Source organism: Paraburkholderia haematera, from assembly GCF_905220975.1.
Lineage (GTDB): Bacteria > Pseudomonadota > Gammaproteobacteria > Burkholderiales > Burkholderiaceae > Paraburkholderia > Paraburkholderia haematera.
The window spans coordinates 363042-381816 of the sequence record NZ_CAJNBK010000002.1 but is presented as its reverse complement, the minus strand read 5'-3'; the positions used below and the strand labels follow the sequence as shown (position 1 = coordinate 381816).

At 64.1% G+C, this 18775-nt stretch carries 17 protein-coding genes; 4 read left to right on the top strand and 13 right to left on the bottom strand.

From position 1 onward, the window contains the following. Window positions 1-47 precede the first annotated feature (47 nt). The 3 genes from KHO23_RS06070 to KHO23_RS06060 form a co-directional block, all read right to left on the bottom strand. Window positions 48-878, bottom strand: a complete 831-nt coding sequence (locus KHO23_RS06070) for a 3',5'-nucleoside bisphosphate phosphatase (protein ID WP_211610128.1) — start codon at window positions 876-878, stop codon at window positions 48-50. Between the two features lie 103 nt (window positions 879-981). Next, entirely contained in the window at window positions 982-1866 is an 885-nt protein-coding gene (locus KHO23_RS06065) for an alpha/beta fold hydrolase (RefSeq protein WP_211610127.1), read from the bottom strand. A gap of 120 nt (window positions 1867-1986) precedes the next feature. Continuing rightward, the gene (locus tag KHO23_RS06060; protein ID WP_236066726.1) at window positions 1987-2799 is read right to left on the bottom strand and encodes a ferritin-like domain-containing protein; all 813 of its coding nucleotides are present in this window, start codon (window positions 2797-2799) and stop codon (window positions 1987-1989) included. Window positions 2800-3225: 426 nt separating this feature from the next. Here KHO23_RS06060 and KHO23_RS06055 point away from each other — a divergent pair, with 426 nt between their 5' ends. The 3 genes from KHO23_RS06055 to KHO23_RS06045 all read left to right on the top strand — a co-directional run bounded on the left by KHO23_RS06055 (window position 3226) and on the right by KHO23_RS06045 (window position 5312). Continuing rightward, the gene (locus tag KHO23_RS06055; protein WP_120291144.1) at window positions 3226-3750 is read left to right on the top strand and encodes a gamma carbonic anhydrase family protein; all 525 of its coding nucleotides are present in this window, start codon (window positions 3226-3228) and stop codon (window positions 3748-3750) included. Between the two features lie 64 nt (window positions 3751-3814). Beyond that, window positions 3815-4765, top strand: coding sequence for an Hsp33 family molecular chaperone HslO (hslO, locus tag KHO23_RS06050; RefSeq protein WP_211610125.1), 951 nt, complete (start codon window positions 3815-3817; stop codon window positions 4763-4765). A 166-nt stretch (window positions 4766-4931) separates the two neighbouring features. Continuing rightward, entirely contained in the window at window positions 4932-5312 is a 381-nt protein-coding gene (locus tag KHO23_RS06045; protein ID WP_211610124.1) for a hypothetical protein, read from the top strand. A gap of 37 nt (window positions 5313-5349) precedes the next feature. On the opposite strand, the gene ftsB is transcribed toward KHO23_RS06045, so the two are convergent. From ftsB to KHO23_RS05995, 10 genes are all read right to left on the bottom strand, one after another. Beyond that, on the bottom strand, window positions 5350-5781 hold the full coding sequence (ftsB, locus tag KHO23_RS06040; protein WP_211610123.1) for a cell division protein FtsB: 432 nt from the start codon (window positions 5779-5781) through the stop codon (window positions 5350-5352). A gap of 107 nt (window positions 5782-5888) precedes the next feature. Further along, the gene (gene eno, locus KHO23_RS06035) at window positions 5889-7172 is read right to left on the bottom strand and encodes a phosphopyruvate hydratase (RefSeq protein WP_042322785.1); all 1284 of its coding nucleotides are present in this window, start codon (window positions 7170-7172) and stop codon (window positions 5889-5891) included. Window positions 7173-7394: 222 nt separating this feature from the next. Beyond that, window positions 7395-8249: a 3-deoxy-8-phosphooctulonate synthase gene (gene kdsA / locus KHO23_RS06030; RefSeq protein WP_211610122.1), complete on the bottom strand. Its 855-nt coding sequence runs from the start codon at window positions 8247-8249 to the stop codon at window positions 7395-7397. Continuing rightward, entirely contained in the window at window positions 8246-9919 is a 1674-nt protein-coding gene (locus KHO23_RS06025) for a CTP synthase (RefSeq protein WP_211610121.1), read from the bottom strand. Before KHO23_RS06025 ends, kdsA begins: the two co-directional genes overlap by 4 nt. Window positions 9920-10186: 267 nt before the next feature. Next, window positions 10187-10990, bottom strand: a complete 804-nt coding sequence (locus KHO23_RS06020; RefSeq protein WP_211610120.1) for an alpha/beta fold hydrolase — start codon at window positions 10988-10990, stop codon at window positions 10187-10189. A gap of 107 nt (window positions 10991-11097) precedes the next feature. Further along, window positions 11098-13971 carry a DNA internalization-related competence protein ComEC/Rec2 gene (locus KHO23_RS06015; protein WP_211610119.1) on the bottom strand — a complete coding sequence of 958 codons (2874 nt, stop codon included), beginning with the start codon at window positions 13969-13971 and terminating at the stop codon, window positions 11098-11100. A gap of 130 nt (window positions 13972-14101) precedes the next feature. Further along, window positions 14102-14890 carry a TatD family hydrolase gene (locus KHO23_RS06010; protein WP_211610118.1) on the bottom strand — a complete coding sequence of 263 codons (789 nt, stop codon included), beginning with the start codon at window positions 14888-14890 and terminating at the stop codon, window positions 14102-14104. Between the two features lie 69 nt (window positions 14891-14959). Continuing rightward, complete coding sequence (gene lolD / locus KHO23_RS06005; protein WP_211610117.1) at window positions 14960-15703, bottom strand: lipoprotein-releasing ABC transporter ATP-binding protein LolD; 744 nt, start codon at window positions 15701-15703, stop codon at window positions 14960-14962. Next, window positions 15696-16949 (bottom strand): lipoprotein-releasing ABC transporter permease subunit, encoded by a 1254-nt coding sequence (locus KHO23_RS06000; protein ID WP_211610116.1) that lies wholly within the window; start codon window positions 16947-16949, stop codon window positions 15696-15698. The genes lolD and KHO23_RS06000 overlap by 8 nt, the downstream gene beginning before the upstream one ends. Window positions 16950-17228: 279 nt before the next feature. After that, on the bottom strand, window positions 17229-17525 hold the full coding sequence (locus KHO23_RS05995) for a hypothetical protein (RefSeq protein WP_211610115.1): 297 nt from the start codon (window positions 17523-17525) through the stop codon (window positions 17229-17231). Window positions 17526-17593: 68 nt separating this feature from the next. Here KHO23_RS05995 and KHO23_RS05990 point away from each other — a divergent pair, with 68 nt between their 5' ends. Next, window positions 17594-18751, top strand: coding sequence for a regulator (locus KHO23_RS05990; protein WP_211610114.1), 1158 nt, complete (start codon window positions 17594-17596; stop codon window positions 18749-18751). Window positions 18752-18775 lie beyond the last annotated feature (24 nt).

Sequence of the window (18775 nt, the reverse complement as noted above, 5' to 3'; positions counted from 1 at the left end):
GGACAAGGGCGGCCGCGCAAATCGTGCCGCAGCGGCACGGCGCGTGATCACAACCAGCGTTCCCAGACGGGCTTCAGATCGGAAGGTAGCGGCGGCAGCGTGCCGAGATCGACGCGACCCTCGCCGGGTGCGTGGAAGTCGGAACCGCGCGAGGCTTCGAAGCCGAAGCGGCGCGCGACGTCCGCGTATTCGCGGTACTGATCCGGCGTGTGGCTACCCGTCACCACCTCGATCGCCTTACCGCCGAGGTCGATGAATTCAGCAAAAAACGCGTCGAATTCAACCGGCGAGTACGCGTAGCGACCCGGGTGCGCGATGACCGCCTCGCCGCCGGCCGCCTGAATCCAGCCAACCGCGTCCGCCAGTTTCGCCCAGCGATGCGACACGTAGCCGGGTTTGCCGTCGCCGAGGAAACGTGTGAACACGTCTTGCGTCGAGCTGGCGTAGCCGTTTTCGACCATGAAGCGCGCGAAGTGCGTGCGCGAAATCATGTCCGGGTTCGAGACGTATTTGAGTGCGCCTTGATAGGCGTCGGGAATGCCGAGCGTGGCCAACTGTTCGCCCATTGCTTCCGCGCGGGCCGCGCGGCCGTTGCGGGTGCGCGCGAGGCCGTCGATCAGCGTCGTGCTCGTTGGATCGATGCCGAGTCCGACGATGTGCACCGTACGCGAAGCCCATGTCACCGAGATCTCCACGCCGCTCAGGTAGCCCATGCCGAGCGCCTCGGCGGCGCTGCGCGCTTCGTGCTGGCCAGCCACTTCGTCGTGATCGGTCAAGGCCCAAAGCGTCACGCCGCCCGCGTGCGCACGGTGCGCGACATCGGCCGGCGCGAACTGGCCGTCGGAAACGGTGGAGTGACAGTGAAGGTCGGCGTTCATCTTTATCTTGAGAAGGTTCAGCACACATTTTACTGCAACGCAGTAAATGGCCGCAGCGCTATCTCACGATAGCCGTCCTCGCACCGAAGCGTTTTTGCAAGGTTCAGGCGCAGAAGCCCTCGATCAGCGCCGCCACCTGCTCAGGCTGGTCGTGATGCACCATGTGCCCCGCTTCGTCGATAAGCTTCTCGCGCCAGTTCGGAAAAGCCTGGAAACGCGCCTTGAATTCGTCGAGCGGAATCTCGCCGGCAATCTGCGCGAGCGTGGGCGAGTTGGCAGCCTCGACGTGCAGCACTTTGGCGGTGACCTTGCGCCACACGGCCATCACTTCGTCGAGGCGGTACAGCGTCGGGCCGCGCAGTTTGTGCGCCGGGTCGGCGAGCAACATGAAGCACCCTTCTCCGTCAGGCCTGGACCAATGCTGCGCGAGAAACTGGGCGCGCTGCGGGGCGAGACGCGGATTGGTCTTGATCAGGCGCCCGGCGACGTCATCCAGCGACGCGTAGCGCTTCAGCTGCGGCGGATCGCGCAACTCGTCGAGCCAGTTGCGCAGGCGCTTGGGCGCTTGCGCCGAGTACGACGGCGCGAGACCGAAGCCTTCCAGATCGACCACACGCCGCACCCGCTCCGGCCGCACGCCCGCATACAGGCAGACGATGTTCGCGCCCATGCTGTGGCCGACCAGATTGACCTCGCCGACCGGTGCATAGTGATCGAGCAGCGCGTCGAGATCGGCGAGGTAGTCCGGGATCCAGTAGTTGCCGCCACCGCGCTCGGCGACCGGCCAGTCCGACAGGCCGAAACCGCGCATATCGGGCGCAATCACCTGCCAGTCCCCACCCAAAGCGTCGACGACGAACTGGAACGACGCCGCAACGTCCATCCAGCCGTGCAGCATGAACAGCATCGGCGCATCCGGATTGCCCCAGCGCCGCACATGCAGACGGATGCCGCGCACGGCGACAAATTCAGACTTGGAAGTATTCATGAACGGTGCGCCAAAAAAAGAATGGTCGTTCGATTATAACGAGATAGCCGGACGATGCGTGGAGTCCGGCTATGGAAGAAGGCTTCAGTCTGTCAGGGCCTGGGGCGCTGGCCGGGCCGGCTATTGAGCGTCGAGGCCAGCCAGGGCAACCAGCGCGGCCAGTTCGGCCTCGTCGAAACCGGCGTCGCGGCGCGCCTCGAAATTGAACGGACCGCGCAATTTCGGTGCGTGATACTGGTCGGCAAGGCGCGTGTAGGTGGCGTGCGGATCGAGGCCGTTCTCGTCGCATAGATGACGGAACCAGCGGTTGCCGATCAGCACATGGCCGATTTCGTCGCGCAGGATCACATCGAGAATCGCCGCGGACGCCTGATCCCCTGCCTGCTGCAGGCGGGCGCGGATCGGCGGCGAGGCGTCGAGGCCGCGCGCTTCGAGGGTGCGCGGCACCAGCGCCATGCGCGCCAGCACGTCGGCACGGGTGCGCTCGCACATGTCCCAGAGGCCGTCGTGCGCGGGAAAATCGCCGTAGACATGACCGAACTCCGCAAGCCGCGCGACCAGCAACGAGAAGTGATGCGCCTCTTCGGCGGCAACTTTGAGCCAGTCGGTGTAGAACCCGGCGGGCATGCCGGCAAAACGCCAGACGGCGTCGAGCGCGAGGTTGATGGCGTTGAATTCAATGTGCGCGAGCGCGTGCAGCAAGACGGCCCGCCCTTCGGGCGATTGCATGCTGCGGCGCTTCAGCTTGCGCGGGTCGACCAGATCGGGGCGTGCGGGGCGGCCCGGCAAGTCTGCCGGCTCGGCGATTTCGAGGTTTGCGGAGCATGTGAAACTGCCCTCGAGCACCGCGGCATATAAGGCACGGGCCGCTGCTGCCTTGGTTGCCGGGTCGACTTCGCGCAATGCGTCCAGCGCCGCGGTGCGCGCGCACATCGCGCGATCCGGACATTTCTCGGGATTCGATATCGGCGAAACGGGCGAAACGGGCGAAACGGGCGAACCGGACGAAACGGACGAAACGGACGAAACGGGCGAAATAGAAGGAGCGGCGGAATTCATGGCAACGAGGTTGGCAAAGGGTACGGCAAGAGGCAAAACCGGAAAGGCGCGGCGTTCGTCAACGCTGCGCACCGGACAGCTGACGGCACCGCCAAGCGGCCTAACCACACAACCGTTTACAATACTCGATTCGACCATCTCGCATGCCTATTGCGCAGGGCCGGCAAAACTTCCCGGTTCAGCGGGGCGTTTCGGGCGTCTTCGGGCGTTTTGCAGCCTCTTTTGCGGCCCTGCCTTGCAGCCCGTTCGTCCTACCGGCCAGCCCCCGCAGCGCATAGCGACCGATCAAGAGGAGACACCGTGACAATTTATAAGCTTGGCGAAGCAGCCCCGACCATCCATGAAAGCGTGTTCGTCGCGGATTCGGCGAACATTATCGGCAATGTGACGCTCGAGGAAAATTCGAGCGTCTGGTTCGGCGCGACGCTTCGCGGCGACAACGAGCCGATCACGCTCGGCGCCGGCAGTAACGTTCAGGAAAATGCGGTGCTGCACACCGACCCGGGCTTCCCGCTGACGATCGAGCCGAACGTGACGATCGGCCACCAGGTCATGCTGCACGGCTGCACGATCAAGGAAGGCTCGCTGATCGGAATTCAGGCCGTGGTCTTGAATGGCGCGGTAATCGGCCGCAACTGTCTGGTCGGAGCGGGCGCCATCGTCACTGAAGGCAAAGTGTTTCCCGACAATTCGCTGATTCTCGGCGCGCCGGCCAAAGTGGTGCGCGAACTGACCGAGACGGATATCGCCAATATGCAGCGCGGCACGGCAAGCTATGCCGAGCGCCGCGATTATTTCAAGGCGCAGCTCGTGCGCATCGGCTAATCAGCCGGAGCGCGCGGCGCGCACGGCGCAGCCCCAGGCTGCGCCATTCGACCGAGGAAAAGTTGTGAGCGACCAGTTGCAAAAATTCATGTTCAGCGCGGCGCCCGTGCGCGGCGAGATCGTTTCGCTGCGCAATACGTGGCAGGAAGTGCTGACGCGCCGGGACTATCCGGCCCCCGTACGAACAATTCTCGGCGAGATGATGGCCGCATGCGCACTGCTTTCGGCGAATCTCAAGTTCGACGGCACGCTCGTCATGCAGATTTTCGGCGACGGACCGGCCAAGATGCTGGTGGTGCAGTGCAGCTCCGACCTCTCAATGCGCGCCACCGCCAAGCTTTCGGGCGAAGCCGGCAGCACGATCGACGACACCGCCTCCATGATCGAACTGGTCAACGCGAGCGGCCATGGCCGTTGCGTGATCACGCTCGACCCGCGCGAGAAGCAGCCCGGCCAGCAACCGTATCAAAGTATCGTACCGTTGTCGGGTGTGGACGGTCCGCTCAAGTCGATGTCCGAAGTGCTTGAGCACTACATGCATCACTCGGAGCAGCTCGACACGCGCCTGTGGCTCGCGGCGAACACCGAGCGCGCAGTCGGCATGCTGCTGCAGAAGCTGCCGGGCGACGGCGGCATTGTTCCGCATCCGGGCGATCTGGATGTGGATACGTGGGAGCGCGTCTGCACACTTGGCGGCACGATGTCGCAAGACGAGCTGCTGAAGGAAGAACCAGCAACGATTTTCCGCCGTCTGTTCTGGCAGGAAAATGTGCAGCATTTCGAACCGGCCACGGCGCGCTTCGAATGCAGCTGTTCGCGCGAAAAAGTCGGCGCCATGCTGAAGATGCTAGGTCGCGAGGAAGTGGATGGCGTGATCGAAGAGCGCGGTCACGTCGAAATTCATTGCGAATTCTGCAATCAACGGTACGAGTTCGATCCGGTCGACGTGGCGCAACTTTTTGTCGCCGACGCGCTCTCACAAGGGGTATCGCCGGCAGCTGAGCAGCGGCACTGAAGCGGTCTGGCAGCGGCTCATCGGGGCGCTTGTCAAAGCAGTAAATGACGCGTCGCCCGCTGCCTTTTCAGGGCTCGGGCGGGCGTTATCGTCGATCGTTGCGTTGGATCATTGGCGCTGCGCGCTGCGCATGTTTTGCTTAGGTATCCGACTGGTGGAGACCACAATGAACATCCCTACTTCGCTGACGCATTGCATGCGCGCGTTCACCGTGCTGACAGTCATCGTTGGCGGCGCTGCGCTTACGGGCTGCGTGATGGACCCGCCGGGCCCGTCGCCGATTTATAGCCGCCTTCCGGCCGACCAGTCGGGCATGGCCAGCACCGCCCGGCCGCTCACGCCGGAAGAACGCGAACGCTATGATGCGATCGACCGTCAGGTGCTGTCCGATCAGAATCAGGCTATTGCCGCCGAGAACGCGGCTCAAGCGTATTCACGCTATTACTCGCCGCCTGTCAGTGTCTACGGCAGCTATTACGGCGGCGGTTGGGGGCACGGCTGGGGTACGGGTGTCGGCGTAGGTTATTCGCCGTACTGGGGCTGGTAAGTCGAAGCGGACTCAGCCCGCCTGACTATGACTACGCTCAGTGCGTGGCCTTCTTGTCTTTGACCGCCTTACCGCCATGCTTGCGATCCGGCTTCGCGCGCGACTCCGGATTCGGCACCACGTGTAGCGGCGCCGCCGACATCTCACCACGGGTAGACGTGGTAACCGACGGCGTATTCGCATTCGGCAACGGGGCATTCGGCGCCACGAACTGTACGAACACTTCGCTGTCCTTCACCATGCCCATTTCGTAACGCGCGCGCTCTTCCACCGCGGCCGTACCGCTCTGCAAATCCTGGACTTCGCCCTGAATACGCTCGTTGCGCAGCTTCGAATCAGTGTTCTTTTGAAGTTGCTGCGCCAGTTGCTGCTGCAACTCGTGCACGCGCAACCAGCCGCCGTGCCCCCACCAGAGCGGGTACTGGATCAGCGCCAGTAGAACGATCAGGACAGCAGTGACAAGCCGCATGAAGTAAGCACAATAAATACACGCCGCCCTGCGCTATACGCAGGGCGGCGGGGTCAATCAGAAACGAAGGATAACCGGCTCATCGGTCGGCGCTAGCAGACAAGCCATTAGCGCAGATTGTAGAACGCCGACTTGCCCGGATAGCTGGCGATATCACCGAGGTCTTCTTCGATGCGCAGCAACTGGTTGTACTTCGAGATGCGGTCCGAACGCGAGAGCGAACCCGTCTTGATCTGACCGGCGTTCAGGCCGACTGCGATGTCCGCAATCGTTGAATCTTCGGTTTCGCCCGAGCGGTGCGAGATCACAGCCGTGTAGCCGGCACGCTTCGCCATTTCGATCGCCGCGAAGGTTTCCGTCAGCGTACCGATCTGGTTGATTTTGATCAGGATCGAGTTGGCGATGCCCTTCTCGATGCCTTCCTTCAGGATGCGCGTGTTGGTCACGAACAGGTCGTCGCCCACCAGTTGCACCTTCTTGCCGAGCTTGTCGGTCAGCGTCTTCCAGCCTGCCCAGTCGCTTTCGTGCATGCCGTCTTCGATCGAGACGATCGGGAACTTGTCGGCCAGGTTCGCCAGGTAGTCGGCGAATTCCGTCGACGACAGTTGCAGGCCTTCGCCAGCCAACTGGTACTTGCCGTCGTGGTAGAACTCGCTCGCTGCGCAGTCGAGTGCCAGCAGCACGTCTTCACCGGCGCGGTAGCCTGCCTTTTCGATGGCTTGCAGGATGGTCGACAGGCATTCGTCGTTGCTGCCGAAGTTCGGCGCGAAACCACCTTCGTCGCCCACGGCCGTGCTCATGCCGCGGTCGCTCAGGATCTTCTTCAGCGCGTGGAACACTTCAGCGCCACAGCGCAGTGCTTCGCGGAAGGTCGGCTGGCTCACCGGCACGATCATGAATTCCTGGATGTCCAGGCTGTTGTTGGCGTGCGCGCCACCGTTGACGATGTTCATCATCGGCACCGGCAGTTGCATTGCGCCCGAACCGCCGAAGTAGCGGTACAGCGGCAGGCCGGCTTCTTCAGCAGCGGCCTTCGCGACGGCCATCGAAACGGCCAGCATCGCGTTGGCGCCGAGGCGCGACTTGTTGTCGGTGCCGTCGAGTTCCAGCAGGGTCTTGTCGAGGAAGGCCTGCTCGGAAGCGTCGAGGCCCATGATCGCTTCGGAGATTTCGGTGTTGATGTGCTCGACAGCCTTCAGCACGCCCTTGCCGCCGTAACGGCCGGCTTCGCCGTCGCGCAGTTCGATCGCTTCGCGCGAGCCCGTCGATGCACCCGACGGGACCGCGGCGCGGCCCATCGTGCCCGACTCGAGCAGCACGTCGCATTCGACGGTGGGGTTGCCTCGCGAATCGAGAATCTCTCGACCGATGATATCTACGATAGCACTCATGGTTTCCTCAAGAAATGACGTTGAATTCTCTACTGTGAAACTGCACCGGGACACTGTGTCGATCCGGAGTTAGCGCTTTAACGCTTACTCCGGTCCCATGCAAAGCATGGTCTCCCCAGCACACTGCGCACCCTGATGCTTTCGACGACCATTGCGTGCATTCGCCGCATGCCGACTGAGCCGATTATGCCGGCCAATCGTGACACGCCGCGAACACCTGAATCAGTTGAAATCGCTTTCGAGGAACGGCGCGCGCTTGACGGCCTGATCGAGCGTAACAAGCGTTTCGAGCAGATCGGCCATGCGATGCAACGGCACCGCGTTCGGGCCGTCCGACTTGGCTTCCGCAGGATTCGGATGGGTTTCCATGAAGAGACCCGACACGCCGACGGCAACCGCGGCACGCGCCAGCACCGGCACGAATTCGCGCTGACCGCCCGAGCTCGTGCCCTGCCCGCCCGGCAACTGCACCGAGTGGGTGGCGTCGAACACGATCGGCGCGTTGGTTTCGCGCATGATCGCAAGCGATCGCATGTCCGACACGAGGTTGTTATAGCCGAACGACACGCCGCGTTCGCACGCCATGAAGCGGTCTTCCGAGAGACCCGCCTCACGCGCCGCATCACGCGCCTTGTCGATCACATTCTTCATGTCGTGCGGCGCGAGAAACTGGCCTTTCTTGATGTTGACCGGTTTGCCCGAACGCGCGCATGCGTGAATGAAGTCCGTTTGACGGCACAGGAAAGCAGGCGTTTGCAGGACGTCGACCACCGACGCAACCTGCTCGATCTCGTGCTCGGCGTGGACGTCGGTCAGCACCGGCAAGCCGAGCTGACGCTTCACTTCCGACAGGATGCGCAAACCTTCGTCCATGCCCAGACCGCGGAACGACTTGCCGCTGCTGCGGTTGGCCTTGTCGTACGACGATTTGTAGATGAACGGAATGTTCAGCTTCGCGCAGATTTCCTTCAGCCGGCCCGCCGTGTCGATCGTCATCTGTTCCGATTCGACGACACAGGTGCCCGCGATCAGGAAAAACGGCTTGTCGAGCCCGATTTCGAAATCGCCCAGTTTCATGCTTTCTCCCCGACTTCCTTCGCCACGCGCGGCTGCTGATGCGCGAGCGCCGCTTCGACGAACGACTTGAACAGCGGATGCCCATCACGCGGCGTGGACGTGAATTCCGGGTGGAACTGCACGCCGACAAACCACGGGTGCATGCTGCGCGGCAATTCCATCATTTCCGGCAGATCTTCACTCGGGGTACGGGCGCTGATGATAAGGCCACCGGCTTCGAGTTGGGGCACGAAGCGGTTATTGACTTCATAACGGTGACGATGGCGTTCGTTCACATCCTTGCCATAGATCTCTTCGGCCATGGTGCCGGGCTTGATCGGGCAACGTTGCGAGCCGAGACGCATCGTGCCGCCCAGATCCGATTCTTCGGTGCGCTTCTCGACCTTGCCTTCACGGTCGTACCACTCGGTGATCAGTGCGACCACGCGATTTTCGGTTTCCTGATCGAACTCGGTGCTGTTCGCACCCTTCAGGCCGACCACGTCGCGGGCGAATTCGATCACGGCGAGTTGCATGCCGAGGCAGATGCCGAGATACGGCACCTTCGCTTCGCGTGCATAGCGGATCGCGGCGATCTTGCCTTCGGTGCCGCGACGGCCGAAGCCACCCGGCACGAGCACGGCATCCAGATGCTTGAGGCTCTCGACGCCCTGTGTCTCGATCTCTTCCGAATCGATGTACTCGATGTTGACACGGGTCGCCGTATGCATCGACGCATGGCGCAGCGCTTCGATCAGCGACTTGTACGACTCGGTCAGATCGACATACTTGCCGACCATGCCGATCGTGACTTCGTGCTTCGGATGCTCGAGTTTTTCGACGAGGCTCGACCACATCGACAGATCGGCCGGCTGCGGCGTGAGCTTGAGCTCTTCGCAGATGATCGCGTCCAGACCCTGGTCGTGCAGCATCTGCGGAATCTTGTAGATGCTGTCGGCGTCCCACACGGAAATCACCGCGTCTTCGGGCACGTTCGAGAACATCGAAATCTTCGCGCGCTCGTCGTCCGGAATGCGGCGGTCGGCGCGGCACAGCAGCACGTGCGGCGAGATACCGATTTCACGCAGCTTCTGCACGCTGTGCTGGGTAGGCTTGGTTTTCAGCTCGCCTGCAGTGGCGACCCACGGCACCAGCGTGAGGTGCACGAAGCACGCGCTGTTGCGGCCCATGCGCAGGCTCATCTGCCGCGCGGCCTCGAGGAACGGCAGCGATTCGATATCGCCCACGGTGCCGCCCACTTCGACAATGGCGACGTCCGGCTCACCGCACGTCGCGGAAGCCGCGCCGCGTTCGATGAACGCCTGGATTTCGTTGGTGATGTGCGGGATGACCTGCACCGTCTTGCCGAGATAATCGCCGCGGCGTTCCTTGCGGATCACCGATTCGTAAATCTGGCCCGTGGTGAAGTTATTGGCCTTGCGCATCTTCGTGCTGATGAAGCGCTCATAGTGGCCGAGGTCGAGGTCAGTCTCCGCTCCGTCTTCCGTTACGAACACTTCGCCGTGTTGAAACGGACTCATCGTGCCGGGGTCGACGTTGATGTAGGGATCGAGCTTGAGGAGGGTGACTTTAAGACCGCGCGATTCGAGGATCGCGGCGAGGGAAGCGGCGGCAATACCCTTGCCGAGGGAAGATACTACGCCGCCGGTGACGAAAACATATTTGGTCATCGCTGGATGCTCGCGGGAAAAACGGATTATACCGTAAAGCAGGGTCTCAACCCAGCGAATTCCTGGCGACATCGGTACAAAAGTGTGCCATGGCGATGGCAACCGCCGTTCGCCGATCACGCACCGTTTTTTGCGGCGCTGGCCAACCGCATGAGCGGGCCGCGCCGCCACCACGGCCGGCGCGGCACCTTACGCGGAACCCCTCGCGGCATCTCTTACAAGCAGGCTGCCGTGCCGTTGAACAGGCGCGCCGTGTCGCGCATGGCCCTAGGCCGGCCGCTCCAGTTCGCGCAACATCCGCTGCACCGCGCGCGCGGTTTCGAGCGGTTTTTCCATCGGATACAGATGGCTGCCTTCGATCCATTCCAGATGACCGCCTGTCGCGCGGCGGGTGGCGTCCAGCCCCGCCTGGCGCACCTCCTTTGAATGCGTGCCGGCAATGAACCCCACCGGCACCGGTGTGCCGCGCGCAAGGCGGGGCCCAAGTGTATGCGGCAAGGTCTTATAGATCTGATACTCGGTGCGCCGGTCGAAAGCGAGCGAGCGGCCGCCGTCGGGTGCGCTCTGCGGAATGCCGAAATCGATGTAATCGGACAGCATGCGTTCGTCCCAACGCGCGAATGCAGGCTTCGAATGAAAGTGCCGCCACGCCTCGTCGCGGCTGGCCCACTGCGTGCGGCGCGTGCGGGTGGCGGCCGCCGGCGAGAGCCGTTCGTCGAGCCCGGTCCATTGCGACACCCGCAGCATGCTGCTGCGCCAACCGGCGATCACGGGCGAATCGAGCATCACCACGCCCCTCACCCACTGCGGCTTTTTCAGCGCTGCCATCAGCGACAGATAGCCGCCGAGCGAATGGCCAACCAGCCACACCGGCTGTTCGTACGACCGGCCCACGTCGTCGAGCAATTGATCAACCAGATGCGGCCAGTCCTGCGTGACCGGATAACGCGCGTCGTGACCGATGCGCTCGATCGAACGCAGTTCGTAGTCGTCGGCGAGTTCGGCAAAGATCGTCCGGTAGGTCGACGCCGGGAACCCGTTCGCATGCGAGAAGTGGATGACGTTTTTCAACTGCGGCTCTCTCCGTTTTGTATTCGCGTGCGGGCTTCGGGCCTGACATTTCGCGCAAGCCCCGAGCCCGGCGGCGCATTTGTTCTATCTGTGCGGGCGGCGATCCATCAGCGATCCATCCAGTAGCGGTGCTGCGAGTCGCGATAGCGTTCGAGCGTCAGCGCGGCACCATTCAGCCCCGGGGCGCTTCCCGGGTCCACTCCCGCGCTGGTTCCGGTACTTCCGGCGGGCCCGGTGCCCGGGTTGAGAGCTGGGCCGACATCCGGATTGACATCGACCCGCACCGCGCCGTCCGTATCGCTGCGTGCAAGCTCGATGTGCCGCGCCTTGTAACGCTCGAACACACCCGCATTCGGATGATGAAATCGGTTGCGATAGCCTACCTGAAATAGTGCGATGAGCGGGTCGATAGAGTCGAGGAACGGCTCGGTCGACGAGGTCTTGCTGCCATGGTGCGGCACGACCAGCACCTGGGCGCGCAACGCGTCGCGATCGCGCGCGAGCAGGATGCGTTCGACCGACGCTTCTATGTCTGCCGCCAACAAGGCCGCCACGCGGATGGGCGCCGTGTGAACCTGTCCTGTCGACAGGCTTGTCGCAGAAGGCGGACTTTCCGCTGCAAGCGGGTCCTCTCCGCCAGGCTGGCTCGCCGCGGCGGGCAACTTCACCGCAGCAGGAATCGCACTCACGCGCAACACGCAGCAATGCGCATTCGGCTTGCCTTGCAGCGGCCCGGCGTCCGGCCAGAGCATCGTGAATTCGACGCCGTCCCACTGCCAGCGCTGCCCGGCCGCACAGGGCAGCGTCTGCGCGCCGCGTTGCCTGGCGTTCGACCACAGCGGATTCGCAGGCGCCAATGCCGCCACCATTTGACGCACCTCGATCGCGTCCAGCACCGCGGGCGCGCCGCCCGAATGGTCGGAATCGGCGTGGCTGATGATCAGCGTATCGAGCGCCGTGACACCGCGCGCCTGCAAAAACGGCACGACAACCCGCTCTCCCGCATGCGTCGATTCCGGCCCCGGTCCGGCGTCGAAAAGCAGCGTGTGATGCGCCGTTTCGACCAGCACCGAGGTGCCTTGCCCGATATCCAGCGCCGTTAGACGGAAACTGCCATGAGGCGGCCCGGGTGGCGCCGGCATCAGCAGCGGCAACCAGGTGAACGGTGCGGCCCAGCGCAGCGGCCAGCCACGCGGCGCCAGACACCAGAGAACGCCGACTGCCGCCGCGGCGAACGTCCACGCGTCCGGCTGCGGCAGCCGCCAGAGGGTCCATGCCGGACCGGACAGCCTCTGCAGGCCCGCGGCCAGCAAGTCGAGCAAGGTGTGCGCGGCGCGAAAGGCGTAGGCATCGAATGGCGCCGGCAACGCGACGCCCGCCAATACCGCCGGCGTCACCAGCAGACTCACCCACGGAATCGCGAAGGCGTTCGCAAGCGGGCCAATCAACGGAATCTGCGCGAACCAGTAGACGGTAAGCGGGGCCAGCGCGACGGTCACCGCGAACTGCACATGCGCGGCGCTGCGCAGGCGTTCACCAAAAGCGCGGACACGACGCTGCAGGCCGGACCACAGGCGCGAGAGCCTTGCCGGCGCCCCACCACCTGCGGCTTCTTCGTCGCGGCGCTGCTCATGGTCCTGCACACGAGGCCGTCCCGACGTTGCGAACAGAATCGCCGCGACCGCGCAGAACGACAGCCAGAATCCAGCGGACACCACTGCCCACGGATCGATCAGCAGCACTACCCCCAACGCCCACGCCAGCACCACCGATCGCGGGACGTTGCGCCCGGCGATAAACGCGAGCGCCACCACACCCGCCATCCATAGCGCGCGCTGGGCTGGCACGTTGAACCCGGCCAACGCCGCATGCAGCCCCGCGAACAGCGCGCCGCCCGTCACCGCGACGACCTGCGCGGGCAGCAGCAGCGGCCAGTTTCGACCGATGAACCCCGAGTGCCGCCAAACCGTACCGGCGAGCCATGCCGCAAGGCCCGCGACAAAACCAATATGCAAGCCCGAAATCGCAACCAGATGACTTGTGCCCGTGCCACGCATCAGCAGCCAGTCGGCCGCGCTGACTTCGTCCTGCGCGCCGATGGCGAGAGCCACCACAATCCCCCGGTGCGGTGCATCGGCGAGCACCGTGCCGATGCGCGCACGCAGCGCCGCACGCCAGCGATCGACCGTCACGCTTATGCCACGCGCGTTGCCAGGCAGACGCGACGCGTGCGCCTGGGCACTCACATAACCGGTAGCGCGCACATTGCGCGCCAGCAAACTGGCCTCGGCATCTCGCACGCCGAAGTTCGCATTGCCATGCGGGCGTTTGAGCCGCACGGTCAGACGCCAGCGCGCGCCCGGTTCGAGCAACGGCGGCGGCGCATCTTCGGCAATCCACGACAGTTGAATCACGCGCGGAAAAGCGGCGATCGGCGCATCCGCCGACTCGACTTCGAAGCGAAAGCGCGCGCCCTTGTCGTCGCGTGACGGCAGACCTTTGATGCTGCCGACGACGTCGATATCGCGCCCTTCCCAAGCGGTCGGCAGGCTCACCGCGAGCCGGGTTTCAGCGCGCCATGCGGCATAGCCAAAACCCGTACATAAGGCCGCGATCCACACCGCGCCCCAGCCGATGTATGAGCGCACGCGTACGCTAAACAAGGTCCGGCACATGCGCGAAATTACAGCTAACGCACGCGCGTCCGCGACTATCGAAGCACCGCCGCACACGGCATCCGAAGTGCCACTGCGCAGCTCATCCCGCGCACCGCTGCGCCATTCGCCCGAAGCACCGCCGCTTTCGCCCGGAGAACCGCCGTCCCTCTCGCATCGAGCACCGCGCCGCACTCCCCACGCCGCTACAAGAATCGCGGCGCACCCGAGCAGCACCAGCCCACACCACCCGCCCCAATCCGGCAACGCCGCCTGCCGCTGCAGCCAGATCACACCCAACGCAAACCCGCACCACCATGCCCGCATCCACCCTCCGCCCCTTCCTCCCGTTCCGCCCCGCCATCGCCGGACGGTGCAACGCACAGCGAACAGGCGTCAGCAAGCCCGCCGGGCATGTGTTCCGCCCGGCGCGAACCACTCAAACCATCGCGTTCAATTATGCAGAGGAAAGTGCGAGCCGCGGCAGCGCGGCGAGCGCGTTAGCCGTTGTGCCTAGGGCGGCTTCGTCGGCGGTCATGCCGCGCAGTTGTGCGAGACCCGCGCCAATGCCCGGAATCTGCTCCGGAGCGTTGCGCTGCTTGTACATCCAGGAAGGGGCGATGTCCGGCGCATCAGTCTCGACGACCAGCGCCTCGAACGGCAATTGCTCGGCAAGGCGGCGGATTTGCCGCGCCCGCTCAAAGGTCAGATTGCCGCCGAAACCGAGATGCATGCCCTGGTCGATATACGCCTGAGCCTGCTGGAAACTGCCGTTGAAAGCGTGGGCGATGCCGCGATGGATCTGATGCCGCCGCAGCCCTTTGATCACCTGATCCTGCGATTTGCGCACGTGGCAAATCACCGGCAGATCGAATTCGCGCGCCAGTTGCAGTTGACCGTTGTAGAAAAACTGCTGGCGCGCATCGTCGAGACCTTCGACGAAATAATCGAGGCCGATCTCGCCGATACCGACGAAGAGCGGATCGCCCAGACTTGCCTCGATTTCCATGCGCAGGAGGTCGAGATCGCGCTCCTGCGCCCCCGGCGTGAAGAGGGGATGGATGCCGAGCGCATACGCGCCACCGTCGATGCGGTGCGCGAGTTCACGCACCGCCGTGAAGTTCTCGCGGCCGATCGCGGGAATCACGATACGCCCTACCCCGGCTCGACGCGCCGCATCGGCGACTTCATCGCGATCGGCGTCGAATTCGGAAGCGTCGAGATGACAGTGCGTATCGATCCACATGGCGCGCCTCGTTATCGGCAGAGCAATCGCAGAGCAATGACAGAGCATCGCTCACGGTCCGCGCGGTGATTAAACCGGCACGGGCGGCTCTTCGTGCAAGACGCCGTCGCGCAGCCGCATGATCCGGTCGCAACGTCCGGCCAGTTCCGGATCGTGCGTGACGATCACGAAGCTGGTGTCGAGCGTTTGCGACAGTTCGAGCATCAGGTTGAACACCGTGTCGGCGGTGCCGCCGTCGAGATTGCCGGTGGGTTCGTCGGCGAGTACGCAGGCGGGCTTGGTCACCAGCGCCCGCGCGATGGCCACGCGCTGACGCTCGCCGCCCGACAGCTCACCCGGACGATGCTTCGCCCGATGCCCCATGCCGACGCGCTCCAGCACCGCGAGCGCCTCGCGCCGTGCGGCTTCGGTCGTCATGCGGCGAATCCGCAGCGGCATCGCGACATTGTCGAGCGCGGTGAATTCCGGAAGCAGATGATGGAACTGGTACACGAAACCGAGCGCGCGATTGCGCAGGTCGTTACGTTCGCGCTCAGAGAGCTTCGTAAAAGGCTTGCCCATGACTGAGACATGACCGGCACTCGGATCGTCGAGGCCGCCGAGCACGTGCAACAGCGTGCTCTTGCCGGAACCCGACGCGCCGACGATCGCCAGCTTTTCGCCGCGCCGCACGTTCAGTTGCGCGTTGTTGAGCACCTGCACATTGAGGCCGCCCTGCACGAATGACTTCGAAATGCCGGTTGCTTCCAGCACATAGGGATGCAGCGCGGTGTCTTCAGAAGCCATGGATACGCTAACGGAACGGTCATTCATAGCGCAGTGCCTCCGCAGGACGGACTTTCGCACCACGCCAGCTCGGATAAAGGGTCGCCAGCGCCGACATCGCAAACGCGATGACGCCGATCCGCGCCACGTCGGCGGGAATCAGTTCGGACGGCAATTCGCTGATGAAATACACGGACGGCGGCAGGAACTGCACGCCGAGCAGATGCTCGATCATCGGCACGAGCCACGGAATGCTCCACGCGATCAGGCAGCCAAGCGCGACGCCCGTCGCCGTGCCGATAAAGCCGATCGTCACGCCCTGCACGACGAAAATCTTCATGATCGAGCCGGGCTGCGCCCCGAGCGTGCGCAGAATCGCGATGTCAGCCTGCTTGTTGGTCACCGTCATGACGAGCGACGACACCAGATTGAACGCCGCCACCGCGATGATCAGCGTGAGGATGATGAACATCATGCGTTTTTCGATCTGCACCGCCGAGAACCAGGTCTTGTTCTGCTGGGTCCAGTCGCGGATGTACAAATCGCCGGAGAGGCTGCGCGCCAGCTGATGCGCGACCTCCGGCGCCCGCTGCATGTCGGTCAGGCGCAGCCGCACGCCGGTCGGCGCGGGCAGCCGGAACAGCGCCTGCGCGTCCTTGATGTTGATCAGTGCGAGCGTGCTGTCGTATTCGTAATGCCCCGACTCGAAGATGCCCACCACCGTGAACTGTTTCAGCCGCGGCAGCATGCCGGCGGGCGTGATGGTGCCTTCGGGCGCGACCAGGGTGATCTTGTCATTGACCATGACGCCGAGATTGGTCGCGAGGTCCGCACCCAGCACAATGCCGAAATCGCCCGGCACGAGGTCGGTCAGCTTGCCGCCCTTCATTTCCTTACCGATATCGGACACTTCAGGCTCGAGCGACGGTTCGACACCGCGCAGCGCCACGCCGCTGACCGCGCCCTGGCGCGTGAGCAGCGCCTGCGCGTCGACATACGGCGCGGCGCCGATCACTTCCTTGTTCTGGCGCGCTTCCTGGGCGGTCAATTGCCAGTTGGGCATCGAACCGGTCGGTGAAAATATTTCGACGTGCGCGAGCACCGACAACATCCGGTCGCGCACCTCTTTCTGGAAACCGTTCATCACGGACAACACGACGATCAGCGCCGCGACGCCAAGCGCGATGCCCGACATCGACACGAGCGCGATGAAGGAAATAAAGCCGTTACCGGTCGTGCGTTTGCCGGCGCGGGTGTAGCGCCAGCCAATCTGCCATTCGTAGGGAAATTTCAAGCGAATCCTTTTCTGCGTTCTTCGTCTGCTGCTGGCCTTTTGCCGCGCATGACGGCGGCAACTTGCAACTGTCGCGCCTGTCATGCGGCCTGAGCATCGTGATCATTGGTGTCGCGGCAACCCGGATGGTTCCGGTATGACATTCCGGGGCTGCCGGCAAACCCCCGCGCCACCGAAGCCGGCCCCCGTCATGGCCGCCACTGCCGTCAATCAAGCGCGAAGTTTGCCATACAATGCCGCGGACTCGCGAGAAAGGCATAGCGCACGGGCCCCCGCGCCCTACCGCAGGTTGTAGCGGCTTCTCAGACCATTGATGATCCCGGCCGCCTCGCTGGTCGCTACTTCGCGCACGTCCGCGTCCTTACGGTCGCGGTGCAGATGGCTGATATCCCAGTTGCAGCCGGCCTCGTCCTCGACGGTCTCGTGGAATCCGGTCGGAATCCAGCCGGCCGTGACCGGATTGGCGTCGAGCGCTTTCACGACCAGTGCCAGCAATTCCTGCTCGGTTTTCAGTTCACGCGACATGTCGGTCTTCCTCATCATGGGCGCGGTACCGCCGCGCTCGGCTGCTGCCATCGGCGGGGCTCGGCTGCTGTGCCTGGATCCGCCGATATGGTCTGAATACTCGCACTCTTTGCCCTACAATGCGCAGCATCATGCACGCCAACCGCCTTCATCTTCTCCTGCCCTTCGCGCTGCCTGCCGCAGCGGACGCTTCCACCGCCCTGCACGACATCCAGAGTCCAGCCCTCGACCGGCTGATCGCCCGCGCGACGCTGGTCGAACGGGTGGTGGGCGAAGATTTTCAGCGCACGCTGCCGCACGAGCGCTGGGTAGCGCGCCAGTTCGGCGCGCTGCCGGGCAGCGCAGCGGCCGCCGACGAGGCGCCGCTTGCCCCGTACATGCTGCGCGCCGACGGCGGCGAGCCCGGCAGCGCCACGTGGGCCTGCGTGCAACCGGTCCACGTGCGGATCGCGCACGACCATCTGGTGCTGATCGATCCGGCCTCGCTCGACCTGTCCGATGACGAAGCCAGCGTGCTGCTGGCGGTCGCGCGGCCCTTGATCGAGGAACTCGGCGTGCGAATCGAAGCGCCGAAGCCCACCCGCTGGTACCTGTCGGGAGACGGCTTCGGCACGCTGGCGGGGGCTTCGCCATTGCGCGCGAGCGGCCGCAACATCGAAATCTGGCTGCCGCACGAGGCGCATTCCGGCGACCGTTCGCGCGCCTGGATGAAGCTGCAGAACGAAGTGCAGATGGCGTGGTTCGAGCATCCCGTCAATGAAGCGCGCGAGGCCCGTGGCCTGCCCTCCGTCAACTCGATCTGGTTTCACGCGCAGGGCGCGGCGCAACCAGTCAGGAGCCCGTTCGCGCGGGTACTCTCAGACGCGGCAGCCACGCGCGGGCTCGCCATCACCGCCGGCGTCGAAACGGGCGCACCGCCGGCGTCCTTTGCGGCACTGCCGGCGGCTGGCGGTGCGGGCGGCGCTGCAGGCAACGCTTCGGGGCGCACGCCTGGCGGCGCATCCGCAAACGTTAATGCCAACGGCCCCACCCTGGTCGAACTCGACCCCTTCTCCGCCCCCTACATCGAGCAGGACTGGGCGCGCTGGAACGACGCCTTCGCCGCGTTGCAAACCGACTGGTTCGAACCGGCGCTGGCAGCGCTGCAATCCGGCCAGTTAAGCGAACTCGCCCTGACGCTGTGCGGCGACACCGGCTCGGTCTCGCTCACGGTCACGCGCGGCGACCTGCGCAAATTCTGGCGGCGGCGCGTGCTCGCCTCGCTGTTTATCGAATGACTTATCGAATGATCCACGGCCTTT

What these genes read in the sequence shown, in the direction of transcription:
- KHO23_RS06015 (WP_211610119.1), bottom strand. Translation starts at nt 13,971, where the DNA reads ATGCGGGCATGGTGGTGCGGGTTTGCGTTGGGTGTGATCTGGCTGCAG.
- KHO23_RS06060 (WP_236066726.1), bottom strand. Translation starts at nt 2,799, where the DNA reads ATGTGCGCGCGCACCGCGGCGCTGGACGCATTGCGCGAAGTCGACCCG.
- KHO23_RS06045 (WP_211610124.1), top strand. Translation starts at nt 4,932, where the DNA reads ATGAACATCCCTACTTCGCTGACGCATTGCATGCGCGCGTTCACCGTG.
- KHO23_RS05990 (WP_211610114.1), top strand. Translation starts at nt 17,594, where the DNA reads ATGCGCAGCATCATGCACGCCAACCGCCTTCATCTTCTCCTGCCCTTC.
- KHO23_RS06070 (WP_211610128.1), bottom strand. Translation starts at nt 878, where the DNA reads ATGAACGCCGACCTTCACTGTCACTCCACCGTTTCCGACGGCCAGTTC.
- KHO23_RS05995 (WP_211610115.1), bottom strand. Translation starts at nt 17,525, where the DNA reads ATGGCAGCAGCCGAGCGCGGCGGTACCGCGCCCATGATGAGGAAGACC.
- lolD (WP_211610117.1), bottom strand. Translation starts at nt 15,703, where the DNA reads ATGAATGACCGTTCCGTTAGCGTATCCATGGCTTCTGAAGACACCGCG.
- eno (WP_042322785.1), bottom strand. Translation starts at nt 7,172, where the DNA reads ATGAGTGCTATCGTAGATATCATCGGTCGAGAGATTCTCGATTCGCGA.
- ftsB (WP_211610123.1), bottom strand. Translation starts at nt 5,781, where the DNA reads ATGCGGCTTGTCACTGCTGTCCTGATCGTTCTACTGGCGCTGATCCAG.
- KHO23_RS06010 (WP_211610118.1), bottom strand. Translation starts at nt 14,890, where the DNA reads ATGTGGATCGATACGCACTGTCATCTCGACGCTTCCGAATTCGACGCC.
- KHO23_RS06025 (WP_211610121.1), bottom strand. Translation starts at nt 9,919, where the DNA reads ATGACCAAATATGTTTTCGTCACCGGCGGCGTAGTATCTTCCCTCGGC.
- KHO23_RS06065 (WP_211610127.1), bottom strand. Translation starts at nt 1,866, where the DNA reads ATGAATACTTCCAAGTCTGAATTTGTCGCCGTGCGCGGCATCCGTCTG.
- kdsA (WP_211610122.1), bottom strand. Translation starts at nt 8,249, where the DNA reads ATGAAACTGGGCGATTTCGAAATCGGGCTCGACAAGCCGTTTTTCCTG.